General features: G+C 64.7%; 12 protein-coding genes. 6 read left to right on the top strand and 6 right to left on the bottom strand.

The window, feature by feature from the left end; genetic code table 11:
• Positions 1-39: 39 nt before the first annotated feature.
• Positions 40-3345 carry a hypothetical protein gene (locus O3299_RS11055; protein ID WP_305062327.1) on the top strand — a complete coding sequence of 1102 codons (3306 nt, stop codon included), beginning with the start codon at positions 40-42 and terminating at the stop codon, positions 3343-3345.
• A gap of 8 nt (positions 3346-3353) precedes the next feature.
• A complete protein-coding gene (locus O3299_RS11050) occupies positions 3354-4448 on the top strand; it encodes an OmpA family protein (RefSeq protein ID WP_305062326.1) in 1095 nt (364 codons plus the stop codon).
• 480 nt (positions 4449-4928) lie between these two features.
• On the opposite strand, the gene O3299_RS11045 is transcribed toward O3299_RS11050, so the two are convergent.
• The gene (locus O3299_RS11045) at positions 4929-7622 is read right to left on the bottom strand and encodes a M1 family metallopeptidase (protein WP_305062325.1); all 2694 of its coding nucleotides are present in this window, start codon (positions 7620-7622) and stop codon (positions 4929-4931) included.
• 252 nt (positions 7623-7874) lie between these two features.
• Here O3299_RS11045 and O3299_RS11040 point away from each other — a divergent pair, with 252 nt between their 5' ends.
• Positions 7875-8498, top strand: coding sequence for a glutathione S-transferase family protein (locus tag O3299_RS11040; protein ID WP_305062324.1), 624 nt, complete (start codon positions 7875-7877; stop codon positions 8496-8498).
• Positions 8499-8582: 84 nt separating this feature from the next.
• Here the strand turns inward: O3299_RS11040 and O3299_RS11035 are convergent, their stop codons facing one another.
• The 4 genes from O3299_RS11035 to O3299_RS11020 form a co-directional block, all read right to left on the bottom strand.
• Entirely contained in the window at positions 8583-10688 is a 2106-nt protein-coding gene (locus O3299_RS11035; protein WP_305062323.1) for a prolyl oligopeptidase family protein, read from the bottom strand.
• A gap of 179 nt (positions 10689-10867) precedes the next feature.
• Positions 10868-11527 carry a hypothetical protein gene (locus tag O3299_RS11030; RefSeq protein WP_305062322.1) on the bottom strand — a complete coding sequence of 220 codons (660 nt, stop codon included), beginning with the start codon at positions 11525-11527 and terminating at the stop codon, positions 10868-10870.
• A 12-nt stretch (positions 11528-11539) separates the two neighbouring features.
• Positions 11540-12169 (bottom strand): DUF4304 domain-containing protein, encoded by a 630-nt coding sequence (locus O3299_RS11025; protein WP_305062321.1) that lies wholly within the window; start codon positions 12167-12169, stop codon positions 11540-11542.
• A gap of 117 nt (positions 12170-12286) precedes the next feature.
• The gene (locus O3299_RS11020; RefSeq protein ID WP_305062965.1) at positions 12287-12715 is read right to left on the bottom strand and encodes a RidA family protein; all 429 of its coding nucleotides are present in this window, start codon (positions 12713-12715) and stop codon (positions 12287-12289) included.
• Between the two features lie 128 nt (positions 12716-12843).
• Here O3299_RS11020 and O3299_RS11015 point away from each other — a divergent pair, with 128 nt between their 5' ends.
• Positions 12844-13782, top strand: a complete 939-nt coding sequence (locus O3299_RS11015) for a LysR family transcriptional regulator (RefSeq protein ID WP_305062320.1) — start codon at positions 12844-12846, stop codon at positions 13780-13782.
• On the opposite strand, the gene O3299_RS11010 is transcribed toward O3299_RS11015, so the two are convergent.
• Entirely contained in the window at positions 13766-15463 is a 1698-nt protein-coding gene (locus tag O3299_RS11010; RefSeq protein ID WP_305062319.1) for a CehA/McbA family metallohydrolase, read from the bottom strand. The two genes, O3299_RS11015 and O3299_RS11010, sit on opposite strands and share 17 nt — an antisense overlap.
• Positions 15464-15786: 323 nt before the next feature.
• Here O3299_RS11010 and O3299_RS11005 point away from each other — a divergent pair, with 323 nt between their 5' ends.
• Positions 15787-17097 carry an MFS transporter gene (locus tag O3299_RS11005; protein WP_305062318.1) on the top strand — a complete coding sequence of 437 codons (1311 nt, stop codon included), beginning with the start codon at positions 15787-15789 and terminating at the stop codon, positions 17095-17097.
• Between the two features lie 10 nt (positions 17098-17107).
• Positions 17108-19672, top strand: a complete 2565-nt coding sequence (gene nirB, locus O3299_RS11000; protein ID WP_305062317.1) for a nitrite reductase large subunit NirB — start codon at positions 17108-17110, stop codon at positions 19670-19672.
• The last annotated feature ends 11 nt before the right edge of the window (positions 19673-19683 follow it).

Below are 19683 nucleotides of genomic sequence, written 5' to 3'. Positions count from 1 at the left end.
TACTTGCCGCTTGCCAATGCTGCTAAAGAGAAACAAGCCATGAAGAGAACTCTCCCCGCGCCCCGGCGCATGGCCGCCGCGCTGGCCCTGCTGGCCTTGCCGGCGGCCAGCCTGGCGCAATTGCCCTTGCCGGACCATGCGGCAAGCTCCGCCGTGGCGGCGCCATCCTTCCTTGCCGGCAAGGTGGGCGCCACCGATTACGCCATCAACCGGGGCGTGGCGCGCATCGCCGTCGAGACGGACGGGAACGGCGTGCCGGCCGATGGCCAGAGTCCCGTCAAGGTGACGGTGAGCCTGTTTGACGAGCAGGGCCAGCCCCTGGCGGGCAAGGCCTTGCTGACCATCGAAGCCAGCGGCGGGCGCATCCTGCTGCCCGGCGCCCGCACCGATGAACTGGGCCCGGAGCGGCGCGACGCCGACAAGGTCACGCCCGGCACGCAGCTGGCGGTGGAAAACGGCGTGGCGACGTTCAGCCTGCTGGCTCCGGCCACGCCGCAGGACGTGCTGCTGCGCGTATCGGCCGGTGCCGTGGCGGCACAGGGCACGATCAGTTTCTTGCCGGAATTGCGCGACATGCTGGCCGTGGGCTTGATCGACGGCATCATCAGCAAGCGCAGCCTGTCGAGCAGCGACATTGCGCCGTCGCGCTTCAATGACGGTTTCGAGCGCGACATCCAGCGCTGGAGCCGCGCTTTTAATAATGGCAAGGCCAATGTGGCCGGCCGCGCGGCGATGTTTTTGAAAGGTACCATCCGTGGCGACGCCCTGCTGACGGCCGCCTACGATTCGGACAAGGATACGCGCGCGCGCCTCTTGCGCGATGTCAATCCGGAAGAGTTTTATCCCGTGTACGGCGACAGTTCCGTGCGCAATTTCGACGCCCGCTCCAGCGACCGTTTATATGTGCGCATCGACCGGCAAAAAAGCTATGTGCTGTACGGCGACTTTGCCACGGGAGACGGCTTCAGCCAGATGACGGGCGGCGGCGCCGTGGCCAGCTTGCAGCAGAGAAAACTGGGCCAGTATAACCGCACGGCCACGGGCGGCCGCGGCCACTATGAACAGGATGGCATCGTCGCGAATGCCTTCGCCATCAACGATAGCCTGAAGCAGGTGGTCGAGGAATACCGGGCGAACGGCACGTCGGGGCCGTTCGCCGTGCGCAACAACAACGCCATCGAAAACTCGGAAAAGATCGAGATCGTCGTGCGCGACAAGAATCAGAACGGCAATATCGTGCAAGTGACGCAGCTGCGCCGCTTCGAGGATTACAGCTTCGAGCCGTTCAGCGGGCGCATCCTGTTCAAGCAGGCGATCCCCGCGCTGACGCCGAATGGCGACCCGCAATCGATACGCATCAGCTATGAGGTGGACCAGGGCGGCGAGAAATTCTGGACCGTGGGCGTGGATGGGCAAGTGCAGCTGGGCAAGATGGTGTCGCTCGGCGGCTCGGCCGTGGAAGACAGGAATCCCTTGTCGCCGTACAAATTGCATAGTGTCAATGCGGGTGTGCGCCTGGGCGAGCACAGCCTGCTGGTGGTCGAAGTGGCGCGCACCACGTCCACCGGCTACAGCGCGGGCGGCAGCATCTACACGACGCCGTCGGGCCAGGCGGGCGAGTTGCGCGATGAAGTCAGCGGCAATGCGGCGCGGATCGAGTTGCAGCACAAGGATGAGAAGCTGGAAGCGAAAGCCTTCTGGAGCCGTTCCGACCAGGATTTCAATAACACGGCGGCCGGCATCACGGGCGGGCGGGGCGAGGCGGGGCTGAAAGCGGGCTACAAGCTCAGTCCCTCCGTTACCGTGTATGGCGAGGCCATCCGTAGCGACGAGCGCAGCACGGATGCGCGCCGCGATGCGCAGCGCCTGGGCGTGGCGTGGAATGCCAGCGAGCGCTGGCTGCTCGACGTGTCCGTGCAGCACATGAAGGAGAGCGGCGGCATGCCGTCGACGGCCGGCATCGCGCCGAACACGTCGCCGCTGGGCACGGGCTTGAATCCCACGGGCGGCTTCTTCGGCAACGGCACGGCGAACACGGCCATCGACCCCGTCACGGGCGGCAGCATCACCACGTTTGCGCCGATCAATCCCGGCGTGGGCGCGGGCGCGACGGTGCCGCTGGACGCCACCACCGTGCGCCTGGGCGCGCAATACAAGGCCACGGACCGCTGGACCCTGAATGGCGACGTGGAAAAAAGCATAGCCGACGCGGACCAGCACCGCTACGGCCTGGGCGCGCAATACCAGCTGGCCGAACGCAGCCGGCTGTATGCGCGCTATGAAAACCAGACGGGGCTGGCGTCCGCGTATTCGCTCAATCCGGCCGACCGCAGCACCAGCTTTGTCGCCGGCGCCGATACGGGCTACATGCCGGGCGGCACCGTGTTCGGCGAGTACCGCATGCGCGACGCCATGGATTACAGCCTCAGCAACCAGCGCGACTTGCAGCTGGCGTCCGGCTTGCGCAACACGTGGAACCTGGGCGAAGGGCTGGCGGCGAACACGAATGTGGAATACCTGAAAGTCATGAACGGCCAGCAACAGCAAGCCGTGGCTGTGGCGGCAGGCTTCGACTATGCCGTCAATCCCCTGTGGCGCGGTTCCGTCAAGCTCGAGTACCGGCGCCTGTTCGACAGCGAGATCGCGCCGGGCAACCAGCGCCAGGATCAATGGCTCAATACCATCGCCTGGGCGCGCAAGCTGAGCCGCGACTGGACTTTGCTTGCACGCAACTACCTGCTGTACACGCGCAACAACGACGACGCCAGCGGCGCGCCCGTGGGCAACGTGCTGCAGGATAGGGCGCAACTGGGCTTTGCGTGGCGTCCCGTGGACGACAACCGTTTCAACGGCCTGGCCCGCTATGAGTACAAGACGGTGCGCGACCAGTCGCAGATCGATGGCGACAATTACCGTGCGCATATCGTTTCCACGCACCTCGATTACCACCCCAGCCGTCCGTGGTGGTTCACGGGCAGGGTTGCCGCCAAGCACAATAACGACAGGAACCTGCCCGCCGGGCAAGAGAAATACACGGCGTGGCTGTTTTCCGGGCGCACCGTGTACGACATCAGCAAGAACTGGGACATCGGCGTGCTGGCGGCCGTGATGGGCAGCCCGCAAGGGGGCAGCCGCCAGTGGGCCAACGGCGTCGAAGTGGGCTATCTGCTGGCGCAAAACCTGTGGCTGTCGGCCGGCCACAACTGGTCGGGCTTTTCCGACCGCGAACTGACGGGCGCCGACTACACGGCCCGCGGCCCCTATTTGCGCCTGCGCTTCAAGTTCGATGAAAACTTGTTCAAAGGCAAAGACGCCACCATCAACCGTACCCTGGCCCGGCCATGAAAGCTACCATGACTCCCTCACTGATACCGACGATGACACCGATGATGACCACGACGATGAAACTGCTGCCGCTGGCCGGCCTGTTGGCCATGGGCCTGGCCCAGGCGGCCACGCCGACCCTGCCGGCGGCGCCGCTGGCCATGCCCCAGCTGCGCATCAGCGACCAGGCCGTTTCTGCCGACCAGCAGGCGTACCGGCTGCTGCAGGAGCGCATCAAGAAGCTCAACGACGGCGGCGTGCGCGTGGGCGACTATTACCTGTCCAAGGCGCAATGCTGGCTCGACGTATCATTCCACGAATACACGCGCAACGACCGCTCGGACTTTCCCCTGCAGGCGCTGCAGGAATCGGCGAAGATTGTTGCCGCGCTGGAAGACGGCAGCACGCCCAATCCCGGCGATGCGACGCCGCTGGTGAACGACGCCACGCGCTTGCGCGACGACCTGTGGGCCGGCTTCGGCAAGTTGCGCGCCTCGCCGGGCTTTGCCTGCGCGGCGCAAAAGGTGGCGTGCGGCGAAGTGGAGCTGGCGCATGCGGGCAATGAATACAAGCAGCAGGGCTGGCGCCACGCGAACCCGTACGTGCAACTGGCCGAGGATGCGCAGGCGGCCGCCCAGTCCGCCGCGGCATCCTGTCCTGCCGACCAGCCGAAGCGGGTAACGCCGCCGGACATCTTGCCGCCGCGCATCGAGCATGAACGCATCACCCTGGACATGGACGCCCTGTTCCGCTTCGACAAGGCGGGCGCGGCGGACGTGCTGCCGCAGGGCATCGAGAAAATCCGCGACCTGGCGGCGCGCCTGAAGCAGGGTTATGTGCAGATCGATACGCTGTCCGTGACGGGGCATACTGACCGCCTGGGCTCGGACAGCTATAACCAGGCCTTGTCCGAGCGGCGCGCCTTGACGGTGAAACAGTTGCTGCGCGAACAGGGCATCGCCAATGTCATCAGCGCGTATGGCAAGGGCAAGGCGGAACCCGTCGCCGCTTGCGAGAAGGTGGCGCCGGGCGCGGCCCTGATCGCCTGTCTGCAGCCGAACCGCCGCGTGGAGATCGAGTTGACGGGCATCAAGAGTTCCGCAAAGGAGGGCGGCGCACCTTAGCGCTACGTCATAAGGCGGTCATATGCCGCTGTTATGATGCTTTTGTTGGCACACAGCATGCGGTGCGCAAATCACTACGTTCCGGGAGCGATAGGATGCAGGCATGACTCAACAGCTTAGCCGGTGAGCTCAACCATCGGCACCAGACAGGCCGGCGCAGCGTGAAATTGCTGCGATGGCAAGGCATGCAGGGTGAAAGCGGGAAAATGAAGGGGCTTTAATGAAGTCCTAAGCCTGACTTAGTGAAGGGCTGGCATAGTGGATACATGGCGCACGGAAACCCCGGGCGCAAGGTTGCCGGACACCTCAATGACCGGCACGATTTCCACTTTTTCATGTGTTTTCCGTTTTATCCCTGCGCTCTGAAACAGCGTTTCAACCGGCTGCCGCGACTTGCGAAGCCGGTTTTTTTTGCCCGGATTTTCGTGCAGGGCCGGAAAACGCCCGGCGCCGCCATACTGCGGCGCCGGGCGCGGGCGCTTAGCCCGTTTGCTTGGCCAGCCATGCATCGACGGCCGGCAGGCGCTCGGTACGCACCTTGATGCGGTACTTGATGCCGGCCACGGAACTGTCGGCGTCGCCGCGCGCGCTGGCCGGCAGGTTGGCCTGCGCATACGCTTCCAGCTTGGCGATCATTTCCGGCTGCGCCGAGCCGGCGGCCAGGCGGGGGAAGTAGCGGCTGCGCGAACTGGCGTCGATGCGCGCATTGACTTGCTCCAGGTGGGCCAGCGCGAAGTCGAACGCCAGTTCCGGATGCCTGCGCGACACGCGCGAAATCATGGCCGGGCTGTTGGTCACGCCAGGTTCATCCGTCAGCGCCAGCGCCAGCGCGCGCTGCGCCAGGGCCGCGTCGTCGGTCGAGGCCAGCAAGTCGTACAGCTGGTTCTTGACCAGCGGCGTCTTTTCCTGCTGCGCCCTGGCGTGCAGCTGTTCCCAGGTGGCGGCGTCCGCATGCTGGGCCACGACACCCAGGATGGTGCGGCGCAGCGGCGCGGGCATGGCGGACGGATCCTGTTCGCTGGCCGCGTAGCGGCGGCGCGCTTCCGCGATCACGCCGGGCTCGCCCATGTCGCCGAGGATGGCAATCAGGCGGCCGCGCAGGGTCGCCACGCTCGATGCTTCTCCCGCGCGCGCTTCCCAGCCCGTCTGCGCCATCATCGGCGCCAGGCGCGCCATGGCAAAGCGGCCGAAAGCCTGCTGGCGCGCCGTGTCGCCCGCATACTGTTCATACAGGCCGTTCAGCGCGCCGGCCACGCGGCCCAGCACTTGCGGGTCGGCCGACAGCGGCGTGGCCTTCACCAGTTCCAGGAAAGCGGCCGGGTCTTGCAAGCCCGCCATGCCCAGCGACTGGCTGTCCGCCAGCAAGCCCAGCTGGTCGATCGGCGCCAGGCGCGCGAAGCTGCCCGCCAGCGCGTGCGTGCCGGCCGGCGCATACAGGGTGCGGTAGTAGCCGCTCTGGCCCGCGTTCACCAGCAGGGCGCCGCAACCGGGCACGTTCAGGGTGGCCTTGCCATTCTTGACCAGCACGCGGGCCAGCTTGCCGTTGCCGACCGTCGACGCGATGACGGGCACTTTCCACGACAGCGGTTTCTTGTCCGGCTGGTCCTTGGAAAATTCCGTCTGCGTCAGGGTCACGCGCGTATTGCCCTTCCTGCACACGGCGTCGCCCACGGTGATCATGGGCACGCCCGGCTGCAGGGTGAAATCATGGGCGATGGCGCTGACAGGCTTGCCCGCGGCCGCGTCGACTTCGCGCCACAGGTCGTCGGATACCGTATTGCCATACGCATGCTTGCGCATGTAGCTGCGCACGGCCGTGCGCCACGTGTCGGCGCCCACGTACGCTTCGAGCATGCTGATCACGGCCTTGCCCTTCTGGTAGGTGATGCCGTCGAAGGCCTGGCTGGCCTGTTCCACGGTGGCGATGCGCTGCACCACCGGATGCGTGGTGCGCAGCGCATCCTGGCTCATGGCCGATTCGCGCCCGCCCACCTTGGACAGGGTCGTGTTCCATTCCGGGTGCAAACGCTCCGTGGTGCGGCTTTCCATCCACGAGGCAAAGCCTTCGTTGAGCCACAGGTCGTCCCACCAGCGCATGGTGACCAGGTCGCCGAACCACTGGTGCGCCATTTCATGCGACAAGGTGGTGTAGATGTTTTCCTTGTCCGACTGGGTCGAGATGGCCGGGTCGAGCAGCAAGCCGTATTCGAAGGTGAACACGGCGCCCCAGTTTTCCATGGCGCCGAAGAACTGGCTGCGGCCCGGCGCGGCGATGTTGTCGAGCTTGGGCAGCGGGTAGCGCACGCCGAAATAATCGTTGTATTCGCGCAGCAGGGCGGCCGACTCGTCGAGCGCGAAGCGGCTTTGCGCCAGCGCGCCCTTCTTCGTGATGACGCCCAGTTCCGTGCCGTCGGCCATCTTTGTCGCCCGCTCGAAGTCGCCCAGGCCGAAGAACAGCAAATACGTCGACATGCGCGGCGTGGTGGCGAAATACACGTGTTTCATGCCATTGCCCAGTTCTTCGCTGCTGGCGATCGGCATGTTGCCGACGGCCATCTGGCTGCTCGGGACGACCACGTCCAGCGCGAAGGTGGCCTTGTAGTCCGGTTCATCCCACGACGGCAGCATGCTGCGCGCGTCCGAATTCTCGAACTGCGTGTACAGCGCGCGCTGGCGTCCTTGCGGCGTGTCGTAGTCGAGCGAGAACAGTCCCGTGGCCTGCGTGCCGATCTTGCCGGTGTAGTCGATGCGCAACAGGTACTCACCCTTGGCCAGCGGCTCGGCGAAATGCACGGTGGCCGTCTGCTTGTCCGCGTCGATATCGATCTTGCGCGTCACCTGCTTGCTGTCGCCCGCGCCTTCGATGGCGGCGGCGGCAAACGCCAGGTTCAGGGCATTGAAAGTGATGCTGGCCGTCGGCGTGTCGACGGCCACCTTGATGGCGGCTGCGCCCTTGAAGGTGGAGGAGGCGGCGTCCGGCGTGATCGACAGGGTGTAGTGCAGGGGCGTGACGCCGCGCGGCAGCTGCGTGGTGGTGCCAGGGGAGTGGCTGGCCGAGGCGTATTTGGCGGCGGGTGCGGCGTGGCCCGGGGTAAAGGCCGTGACGGCGGCCAGGGCCAGGACGGCGGCGGCCAGTTGGCTGCGGCGGAAACGCGGAGTCGGTGTGCGATGCATGGTATGCCCTTCGTTCATGGGTAAAACGCCCGCCGGCCGGGTAGGCTGCGAGCGTTGATGGCGGTTGGGGGACATCGCTGGAACTGGAAGCCAGCGTTCCCGTACAGCAATCTAAGTGGAAACGGGGGCAAAGTCAACGCGCCAGGAGCGCCGCACCATCACGGTGCGCTGGTATGATGGGCGCCTGACCGCCTTGCCACAGGCCGGTGCCGCACCTGATTGTCAACCACCCTAACGAGACGAGACTTGCACATGAAACTGTATATCAGCCCCCGCACGCCGAATCCACGCCGTGTCACCATGTTCATCGCCGAAAAAGGCATCACCGGCATCGAGGAAGTGGCGCTCGACCTGATGGCGGGCCAGCACCGCGACCCCGCCTTCCTGGCGAAAAACCCGCTGGGCCGCGTGCCCGTGCTGGAATTGGCGGACGGACGCGTGCTGACCGAGACGCGCGCCATTTGCACTTACCTGGAAGGCTTGCAGCCGCAGCCGAACCTGATGGGCGAAGGTTTCGAGGAGCGCGCGTTCATCGAAATGGCCGACCGCCGCGTGGAACTGCATTTGTTCAGCGCCGCCGCCAACTGGGTGCGCCACGGCCATCCGGCCCTGGTGGCGCTGGAAAACCCGCAGTTTCCCGATTTCGCCACGGCGCAGGCGGGCAAGCTGCGCGAGACGGCGCAATGGCTGGACCAGGTGCTGGCGCAGCAGCCGTACGTCGCCGGCGAGCGCTTCACCATTGCCGACATCACGGCCTTCTGCGCGCTGGAGTTTGCGCGCGGCCTGATGAAATACCGTCCCGGCGCGGAAGGTTTGCAGCACCTGCAGGCCTACCGCGACCGCATCGCCGAACGCCCCAGCGCGCAGGCGAAGTAAGCGCCAAAAGCAGAACGCCTGCGCCGGAATCCGGTGCAGGCGTTTTGTCTTGCGGGGGCCGTCAGGCCGGGTTTATCGACTTCCTTACTTCAGCTGCTCCAGCAGGAAGGTGTAGGTCAGCGCCCACATCAGCGCCTGCTGGTCGTTATTGGCGGCACCCGCATGGCCGCCTTCCGTGTTTTCCCAGTACAGCACGTCGTGGCCTTGCTCTTCCATCTTCGCCACCATCTTGCGCGCATGGCCAGGGTGGACCCGGTCGTCGCGCGTCGAGGTGGTAAACAGCACGCGCGGATATTTCTTGTCCTTGAAGACGTTCTGGTACGGCGAGTACTTGCTGATGTACGCCCATTGTTCCTGCACGTCCGGGTCGCCGTACTCTCCCATCCACGAGGCGCCCGCCAGCATCTTGTTATAGCGGCGCATGTCGAGCAGCGGCACCTGGCTGACGACGGCGTTGAACAGGTCGGGACGCTGCACCAGCACGGCGCCCGTCAGCAGGCCGCCATTGCTGCCGCCCATGATGCCCAGGTGGCGCGGACTGGTGACCTTGCGCTGGATCAAATCCTGCGCCACCGAGATGAAATCGTCATACGCGCGCTGGCGGTTTTCCTTCAGCGCCGCCTGGTGCCAGCGGGGGCCGAATTCGCCGCCGCCGCGGATATTGGCCAGCACATACACGCCGCCTTTTTCCAGCCACGCGACGCCCGTGGTGCCGCTGTAGCTCGGTTTCAGCGACACTTCGAAGCCGCCGTAGCCATACAGCACGGTGGGGTTGCTGCCGTCGAACTTCGTCTTCTTGCCCATGATGGCGAAATACGGCACCTTCGTGCCATCCTTCGACGTCGATTCGAACTGCTCCACCTTGTACGGCGCCGCGTCGTAGTAGGCGGGCAGCGACTTGATCTTGCTCCGCTTGTCGCTCTGCGCCGTGGCCAGGTACAGGGTGGTGGGGTTGAGGAAGTCGGTCACCGTCAGGAAGTACTGGTCCGAGTCGACGGGATCGAGCGCGCTGACGGCCAGGGTGCCCAGCTTCGGCGCATCGACGGCGCGGCGCTGCCACTTGCCGTTCACGTGGCGCAGTTCCGTCAGGCGGTTCTTGACCTTGTCCAGGGTGGTGACGAGGATGGCCGATTTCGTCGCCGTGACATTGTCCAGCGACGACGTGGCCGTGGGCGCGTACAGCACTTCCAGCACCTGCTTGCCCTGCATGAAGGATTTGAAGTCGGTCGCCAGCAATGAGCCTTGCACATAGGTCTTGCCGTTGACTTTCCAGTCCGAGCGCAGGGTGATGACCAGCTGGTCGCGCACCGTGAAGGCCGTCGCATCGTCCGGTTTCGGCACCTTCTTCAAGTCGGCGCCGTCGCGCAGGAACATTTCGCCGCTGTAGAAATCGATTTGCCGCTCGATGAACTGGTGTTCGTGGCCGGGCGTGAAATCCTTGTAGGCGCCCGCGCTCAGGTCGTCGGCTTTGGCTTCATACAGCGTTTGCGCCTGCGCCAGCGGCGTGCCGCGCTGCCACTGCTTGATGATGCGCGGGTAGCCGGAGCTGGTCATCGAGCCGGGGCCGAAATCCGTGGAGACGAACAGGGTGTCCTGGTCGATCCAGCTGGCGCTGCCCTTCGCTTCGGGCAGGGTGAAGCCGCCGTCGACGAAGGCGCGCTTGGCCACATCGTATTCGCGCACCACCTTGGCGTCGCCGCCGCCGCGCGACAGGGAAATGAGGCAGCGTTCGCCCTTTGGATACAGGCAGGAAGCGCCGCCCCAGACCCAGTTTTCACTCTCGCCGGCGGCCAGCTGGTCGAGGTCGATCACGGTTTCCCACGCGGGTTCGGCCTGCTGGTACTGCGCCAGCGTGGTGCGGCGCCAGATGCCGCGCACGTGCTGGGCGTCGCGCCAGAAGTTGTAGTAATACTCGCCTTCCTTGCTGACGTAGGGAATGCGTTCCTTGGAATTGAGGATGGTTTTCAGGCGCGCCTGCAGGGCGGAAAATCCGGGCTGGGCTTCCAGTTCCTTGGTGGTGACGGCATTGTGCTGCTTGACCCAGGCCAGCGGCTTGTCGCCGAGGACGTCTTCCAGCCACAGGTGGGGATCGGTGTTGGCGGCGGCGGGCGCGGGGGCTTGTGCATGGGCAATGCCCGCTGCGGCCAGGCCGAGCAGCATGCTGCTGGCGAGAATGCGATATGACGACATGTAGGGTTCCTGGTTGGTCCGATGGAGGCCGCGTTGCAGGCAAAACGGCGCAGCCATGGTGCCATGGATTGCTGTGAGGAACCAGTGTCTATGGGCGACTACTTAAAAAATAGCATGCTTTTCCAATATTGTTTGCTGGAATGGACGCCGGCCGCAGAATCTGCGGCGTGTCGCGCCTTTCAGCATACGCCAGGCCCGATCAGCGAGGTCAAGGTGAGCCGCGTCGGTTCGACATCGCCGCCGTCGCAGTGATAGATCCACAATGCCTCTTTGTCGCGGCTGTCGATGAACAGGATGCGCGTATTTTCCTCGCCGATGGCCAGGCACGCCGCCAGTTCGGCAAGGCTGAACGGTGCTGCCTGCTTCGACCCGATTCCCGCCGCTTGCGCCAGGGCCTGCGCAAAGCCGGTCAGTTGCCTGACTGCCAGGTAGCTGGTTCCATCCACATCGACGTCCTGGCACAGCGCGTCCAGGCTGTACAAGGTGAAGGGCTCTTCGTCCTTGAAAATCGCCACGCCGGGTAGTGACTTTGCGCTACGGAGGTGCGCGAGATAGGCCCGGGGCACGGTCACTTGTTCCCTGGCCAGCAATTTGTCCAGCTGCTTGCCGCTTTTCTTCGCTACCCTGGCAGCTTTGGGTGCGGCGGCTTCGCAAGCCTGCGCTGTCCAGGCGACCGGATTGAACTGGAACATCCTTGCACATGCGGGGCAGTGCAGGAACATGAACGTCATTTTCTTGCCGATGGCCGTGTTTAAAAACGCAGCATCCGGGGCATCCATGGCGCTGCTGTCGAAGCGGCGCCCGCAGTCGCCGTCGTAGGGACAAGTAATCTCGGTCATGGCGTAGCGTGTTTAGGCATTGAAGTCTTTCTCCATCCGTAAAGCGATTGCTTCTTTTTCTTCGGGAAAAGAGGCGCCGGGATTTTTCTTCCAATAGGCAAGGCCCTCGTTCAGTGCCCACAGGGCTTTTTCCTGCTGGCCCGCCATCAGATAAAAATCGCAGGCCCTGGCATGCGCGTCTTGCGCTTCGACCAGGCTCAGGGCGGCATTTTCCCAATTGGACAGACGCTCAAGCCAGGGCAGGGCCAATGTGTGCAGATTGTGCCGCAGGCGGTGCATGACTGTCGCACTCCGGGCCGGATCGACGAGCTGGTGATGCGCTTCGCCGTCCACGCTCGCGCATTGCCAGTGCGGAATATTCCAGTCCGCCACGGCGCCAACGATGGGATTGGCAGGTTCATGACCGTAGCGCGCCTTGTGCCATGAGGCGTAGGATCTGGACGAAACCTGATAGTGGCTCCAGAATGCCACGCAGACATGCTCTTCATTATGGCGGTTGGCCTGGAAATGGATGGTCTGGACGAATTCGTTCCGCGCGCGCTTGAAGGTCAGCTGGCCTGGCGAGAACTTGAAGCCCGCTGCGGTCAGCGGTTCCAGCAAGAACGCTTCAATATTGGCGATGATCAGCGCTTTTGGCTTCATTCCGTTTCCTGCCATTCGTCGGTTGCGCCGCCTGCGGTCAAAACGGCGCTGCCATGTTGCCATAGATCAGCGCCAGCGCACCTTGCGGCGGGCAATCGTGCGAGGGAAAACCTGCCGCTATTTTTCCTGCACGCTTCCGGGGGCAGTGTGGAGGTCAGGCAGCCTGGCCACCACCTTGATCTCGAACTGGAAACCATACAGCCACGTTACGCCAACGGCCGTGACGGTGGGGTGGGGAGCTTCGCCCCAGTAACCGGCTTGCACGATATCCCAGATGCGCTGGAAGTTGGCCTGCGGGTCGACGATAAAGATGGTCACGTCCTGCACGTCGTCGAACGAGCAGCCGGCGGCATGCAAGATGGCATTCAGGTTGTCGAAGGCGCGCCGGACCTGGGCTTCGAGCCCGGGTTCGGGCGAACCGTCTTCGCGGCTGCCGACCTGTCCCGACACGAACAGCAGGCCGTTGGCGCGCACGGCGGGCGAATAGCGGTTCTGCTCATACAGGGCTTGGCGGCCCGGAGGGAATACGACGTCGCGTTTCATCAGCTTTCCTTTGTCGATGCAGCGAAGTTGCTGCCTGGAGAACACTTTATCTGCTGCCAGTCTGCTGATAAAGCGGCCAGTTTTGTCTGCACTATTTGTATAATCCAAACAATCGGGTGGCGGAGGTGTGGATGGACAAGTTGGATACGATGCGGGCATTCGTGCGGGTGGTCGAGACGGGCAGTTTTACGCGGGCGGCCGCGACCTTGCATATGAGCCGCACCACGGTGACGCAGCTGGTGCAGCAGCTCGAGGCACGGCTGCGCCTGAAGTTGCTGAACCGCACCACGCGCAAGGTCAATGTAACGGCCGATGGCGCCGTCTACTACGAGCGCATCGTGCAGGTGCTCGACACCCTGGAAGAAATCGAAACGAGCTTGCCGCATGCCGCTGCCTTGCCGCGGGGCCAGTTGCGCGTGGACGTGCCCAGTCCGCTCGCCGCCTTGCTGCTGGTGCCGGCGCTGCCCGGGTTTCATGCGCGGTATCCCGATATTGTGCTCGACATGGGCGCCAGCGACCGCATGGTCGACGTGATCGGCGACAATGTCGATTGCGTGATACGTGGCGGTGACATCACCGACCAGTCGCTGATGGCGCGCAAGCTGGCCGACTTGCCGCTGGGCGTGTATGCGGCGCCTGCCTACCTGCAACGGGTGGGCACGCCCTTGCATCCGCTTGAATTGCAGGGCAGCGCGCACCGCATCGTGCGCTTTCGCTGGGGACGCAGCGGCAACGGCTTTCCGTACGTGATGCACCGCGAGGGCAAGAGCGTGAAGATCCATGGCCAGTACGTGCTGTCGATCGACGATGGCAATGCCTACCTGGCGGCTGGGGTGGCGGGGCTGGGCGTGCTGTGGCTGCCCGATTATATGGCGCGGCCGCACGTGGCCAGGGGCGAGCTGCTGCCGCTGTTCCCTGCATGGACGGTCGACGCCATGCCGCTCTATCTCGCCTACCCGCCGAACCGTCATGTCAGCAAGAAACTGCGCGTCTTCATCGACTGGGTGGCCGAACTGATGGCCCGGCATTCCGCCCCCGCTGTCACCGTCGCCGTCACGGCAACTGATTGACCCACACGGGCGCCGACCAGACGATATTGCCGTCGTCCTGCGTCAGCCGCGCGTAATAGAAGTGGGGGCCGGGCGCCGGCGTAAGGGTGAGCTCGGCCTGGTCCGATACCTGTGTGACGGAGCCATTGCTTCCCGGCACGCCGTGGAAGATGGCGACGACGGCCGCTTGCCGCCCCGCGCTGTTGCTGAAGCTGATGGCCAGATGCAAGGGGCCGTGGTTGTCGAAGCGCTCGCCCATCAGCTTGCCGTTGGCCGTGAACAGCAGTTGCGCGTGCTTGTCCATGGTGGCAAACACGCGGCGCGCGCGCAGCGCTTCGAGGAAGCCGTCGCGTGACACGGGCGTGCCGGCGGCCGGGCTGGCCACCAGCACGGCCGTGCGGTTGCCGTAAGCCGCGCCCCAGTTGGCGCAGTGGTTGTCCTGGTTGCTGCTGAAGGCCACGTGGTAGCCGGCCGCCAGGGCCCGGTTGCAGGCCGCCTCGTAATTGCTGCGCCGCGTCTCCGTTTCCTCGTCGTTGGTGGAAAAAGCGGACGTGTTCATGACTTCGCACAATACCATGGCCGCGTCGCCATCCGGCGTGTAGCCCAGCGGCTGGCCATCGACGAGAAACTGGCCCGCATAGGCAGGGTGGTTGAACTGCCCGATCCAGCCCCGTTCGCGCATCAGCGCGTACAGGCCAGCGTAATCGCTTTTCGGCGTTTCCACGTCGGCCAGCAGCTCGCCCAGGGCATTCCTTTCCCAGCCCAGCAGCTGGTCGCTATTGAAGATGTTCAAGTGGCCGCCCTTGTTGATGACGCCCCATTCCATGCCGTACAGGGCCAGGAAGCCGGGATGGGCGGCCGTATACGCGGCCGCTTCGGCCAGCCCCGTCTGGTACAGGGCTGTCGCTTCGGCAGGGATGGCAGCGGCGTTGGTGCCATCGGAACCGTCATACATATGGTTGTGCTCGGATGTCAGCAGGGCGTCGAGTCCATGTTGCTGCGCATATTTGTAGGCATCGATGGGACCGAAGGGCGCCGTTTGCGGTTCCTGCGCGCCATGACAGGCATCGAGCGCCGCGCCGCCGTCGCTGTGGCGCGTCTGGCTGTGCAGGTTGGCGTAGACGATGCGGTACGCAAGCTGACCATCCAGGCTGGGCAGTTGCTGCAAGCCCGCCTGGAAGGCGGGTACCCTGGGCGGCGCGCCGGCCCCCCGCTGCACCTGGATGTGCCATTGCTGTTCCACCTGCGCTTCCTGCGGCGTGCCGGCATCGGCCACGGCCAGCAGGCGCAGTTCATATAAACCGTCCGGGACCGGCACGCGCCGTGCGCGCGCATCGGCGTCGGCGCGGCCATCCCAGGGCAGGGTGACGCTCTTGCCACCGGCCCCCACCTGTTCCGTGCCCGACCAGTGCCGCAGCACGGCGCCTTGCGGCCCCGGGCCGGACAGTGTCAAGGTCCAGCGCACCGCATGCGCGCGCCCCGCGTCGGGATAGGCGAGGCGGACCAGAAAGGTGCGCGCCTGCGTTGTCCGTGCACCGAGCGCGGCGCGGAAGGGTGCGACGACAGTGGCGTCGAGTTCGCTGTGTTCCTTCGGCTCTTGCGCGGCGGCACTGTTGCTCCACGTTATGAGCAACACGCCGGCGCACATGCAAGCGAGCCAGGGCGGCCAGGGCGGCCGCCAGCGGCGCAGTGTCTTGAACATCGTGGCCTCCCGCAACTGCTTCAGATGGTAAGTTAGACAAGAGTTGCCACGTGCCGGTTCCCGCATGCACCAGCAAGTGGCGTGCTTGCACCGTGATTGGCCATGATCTGGCGCAAAGCCAGTGCAAATGGTGCCGCGTACCCCTGCAAAAGCTGGCACGGCGCTTGCTACACAAGAGATACGGATCAACGGCGATCCCCTGAATAAACGCACAACGGTCCAACGACGGACCACATGGACAACGGCGTCCGCCCAGGCTGATTTTTTTGATCGGCGGGGCGGGCGCCGTTTTGTTTTATCAACGGGATACTTCGGGAACCATCATGGCCAGCCAAAAAGCAACGCGCATCGCGCTCTTCTCCCTCGCCACGCCGCCCATGCGCGCATTCCACCTGACGTGGATGGCATTTTTCGTGTGTTTCTTCGCCTGGTTCGCCTGCGCACCCCTGATGCCTGTCATCAAGGGCGAGTTCGGCCTTTCCTTGGCGCAAGTGGCAAATATCAATATCGCGGCCGTCGCCATCACCATCCTCGTGCGCCTGATCGTGGGGCCCTTGTGCGACCGCTACGGCCCGCGCAAGACCTACACGGGCTTGCTGCTGCTGGGCGCCATACCCGTGCTGGGCGTGGCCGCGTCGCAAAGCTATGAAAGCTTCCTGTTCTTCCGCCTGGGCATCGGCGCCGTCGGCGCCAGCTTTGTCATTACGCAATATCACACCTCCGTGATGTTTGCGCCCCGCGTGGTCGGCACGGCGAATGCGGCTGCCGCCGGCTGGGGCAATGCGGGCGGCGGCGCGGCGCAGGCGCTGATGCCGCTGTTGCTGGGCGCCGTGCTGATGCTGGGCGTGTCCGAATCGATGGGCTGGCGCATCGCGCTGCTGGTGCCAGGCGTGCTGATGCTGGTGATGGCCGCCCTCTACTGGCGCTTTACGCAGGATTGCCCGGAAGGCAATTACGCGGACTTGCGCAAGGCTGGCGTGGCTATCGAGGGTGGAAAGGCCGGACATGCTCCGGCCGGTGGCTGGGCCAGCTTCAAGGCCGCCAGCAGCAATTATCGCGTGTGGCTGCTGTTCGTCACCTACGGCGCCTGCTTCGGCATCGAAATCTTCATCCACAACATCGCCGCCGTGTACTACGTCGACCATTTCGGCCTGTCCTTGAAATCGGCCGGCCTGGCCGCCGGCAGCTTCGGCTTGCTGGCCCTGTTTGCCCGGGCTTTGGGGGGCTGGATGTCGGATAAATTGGCCCTGCGCGGCAATTTGAACAGCCGCGTGACCCTGCTGTTCATGCTGATGATCGGCGAAGGCGTGGGCTTGCTGTGGTTTGCCAAGGTCGACAGCGTCACGTACGCCGTCATCGCCATGCTGGTGTTCGGCCTGTTCACCCACATGGCGTGCGGCGCGACCTATGCGCTGGTGCCCTTTATCGACAGCCGCGCGCTGGGCGGCGTGGCCGGCATCATCGGCGCGGGCGGCAACGTGGGCGCCGTGGCGGCCGGTTTCCTGATGAAGGGCACGGGCGATATCCGCCAGACCTTGATCATCCTCAGCGCGCTGGTGGTGATCTCGGCCCTGTGCGCCATCGCCGTGCGCTTTACCCGCGAAGCGGCCGAACCGAACATGGCCGCGGCCTGAGGAGACAGCAATGAATCACCCCTTGAACATCGTCGTCCTTGGCCATGGCATGGTCGGGCATAAATTCCTCGAACGCCTGGCCCTGGAAAACGCGCCGCACCTGCACGTCACCGTACTGTGCGAAGAGCCGCGCCCCGCCTACGACAGGGTGCACCTGTCGGAATTTTTCAGCGGCAAATCGGCCGACGACCTCTCCTTGGTGGCGCCCGGCTTCTTCGACAAGGGCAACGTCGTGCTGAAGCTCAATGCGCGTGCCGTGTCCATCGACCGCGCGGCGAAAACCGTCACGGCCAGCACGGGCGAAGTCTTGATCTACGACAAACTCGTGTTCGCCACCGGCTCGACGCCGTTCGTGCCGCCGCTGCCGGGCAAGGAGCGCGACGGCTGCTTCGTCTACCGCACCATCGAAGACCTGGAAGCCATGCTGGCCTGGGGCGGCAAGTCCCGCACGGGCGTGGTGATCGGCGGCGGGCTGTTGGGCCTCGAATGCGCGAAGGCCTTGCGCGATCTGAAGCTGGACACCCACGTGGTGGAATTCGCGCCGCGCCTGATGGCCGTGCAGGTCGATGAAGGCGGCGCGCGCGTCCTGCGCCGCAAGATCGAGGAGCTGGGCGTGACCGTGCACACGCAAAAGAATACCCTGGCCATCGTCGACGGCGAAGCGGCCACGCACCGCATGCAGTTCGCCGACGGCAGCCACCTGGAAGCGGACATGATCGTCTTCTCGGCCGGCATCCGCCCCCGTGACGAGCTGGCGCGCGCCTGCGGCCTGGAGGTGGGGCCACGGGGCGGCATCGCCATCGACGACAGCTGCGTCACCTCCGACCCCGATATCTACGCCATCGGCGAATGTGCGCTGTGGGGCGGGCTGGTGTTCGGCCTGGTGGCGCCCGGCTATGAAATGGCGCGCATCGCGGCGCGCCACGTGCTGCAGGAGGAAGAAGGAGAAGCGGGCGAAGCATCGTTCAAGGGCGCCGACATGAGCACCAAGCTCAAATTGATGGGCGTGGACGTCGCCAGCCTGGGCGACCCGCACGGCAATGCGCCGGGCAGCCGCTCCTACCAGTTCATGGACGAGCGCAAGCAGATCTACAAGAAGATCGTCGTTTCCGATTGCGGCAAGTACCTGCTGGGCGGCGTGATGGTGGGCGACGCCAGCGAATACGGCACCTTGCTGCAGATGATGCTCAACAAGATAGAGCTGCCGGCATCGCCCGAATTCCTGATCCTGCCGCAGGCGGACGGCCAGCAAAAGGTGGGCCTGGGCGTGGACGCCTTGCCCGAATCGGCGCAAATCTGCTCGTGCAACGACGTGTCAAAGGGCGCGCTGTGCGCGGCCGTCGCCGGGGGCGCCACCAGCATCGGCGCTTTGAAAAGCTGCACGAAAGCGGGGACGGCTTGCGGCGGCTGCGTGCCGCTCGTGACGCAGATCATGAAGGCGGAAATGCAAAAGCAGGGCCTGGCAGTCAACAACCACGTGTGCGAACACTTTGCGTACTCGCGCCAGGAGCTGCACCACTTGGTGCGCGTGGGCAAGATCCGCAGCTTCGGCGCGCTCCTGGGCGCGCATGGCCAGGGTTTGGGGTGCGACGTGTGCAAGCCCGTGGCGGCGAATATCCTCGCCTCTTGCTGGAACGATTTCGTGCTCTCTCCTGTGCACGCCAGCTTGCAGGATAGTAACGATTATTTCCTTGGCAATATCCAGAAGGATGGCACGTATTCCGTCGTACCCCGCATGCCGGGCGGCGAAGTGACGGCCGACGGCTTGATCGCCGTGGGCATGGTGGCGAAAAAATACGGTCTCTACACGAAAATCACGGGCGGCCAGCGGGTCGACCTGTTCGGCGCGCGCGTCGACCAGTTGCCTGCCATCTGGGAAGAGCTGATCGCGGCCGGCTTCGAGTCGGGTCACGCCTACGGCAAATCCTTGCGCACGGTCAAATCGTGCGTCGGCTCCACCTGGTGCCGCTACGGCGTGGCCGACAGCGTGGGCTTTGCCATCCAGCTGGAAAACCGCTACAAGGGCTTGCGCACGCCGCACAAGATCAAGTTCGGCGTTTCCGGCTGCACGCGCGAATGCGCCGAGGCGCAAGGCAAGGATATCGGCCTGATCGCCACGGAAAAGGGCTGGAATCTGTACGTGTGCGGCAATGGCGGCATGAAACCGCGCCATGCGGAACTGCTGGCGTCCGATCTCGATGAAGCCACCCTGGTGCGCTACGTCGACCGCTTCCTGATGTTTTACGTGCGCACGGCCGACCGCCTGCAGCGCACCAGCGTGTGGCGCGACAACCTGGAAGGGGGCCTCGATTACCTGAAGTCCGTCGTCGTGGCCGACCGCCTGGGCATCGCCCACGAACTGGAGGCGGACATGCAGCACGTGGTCGACACCTATGCGTGCGAATGGAAAGCGGCCGTCACGGACCCCGCCGTGCGCCAGCGCTTCCGCCATTTCGTCAACAGCGAAAAGAACGATGAAAACGTGGTGTTTGTCGAAGAGCGGGGCCAGATCCGGCCCGCCACGCTTGACGAACGCCGCGGCACCGTGATCCCCATCCTTGCCGTGGAGGCTTGAGCCATGAATGC

The sequence above is a fragment of the Janthinobacterium sp. SUN176 genome (assembly GCF_030587335.1).
GTDB lineage: Bacteria > Pseudomonadota > Gammaproteobacteria > Burkholderiales > Burkholderiaceae_D > Janthinobacterium > Janthinobacterium kumbetense.
Note: the sequence above shows the minus strand (reverse complement) of the source record. Positions and strands in the feature narration are given on the sequence as shown.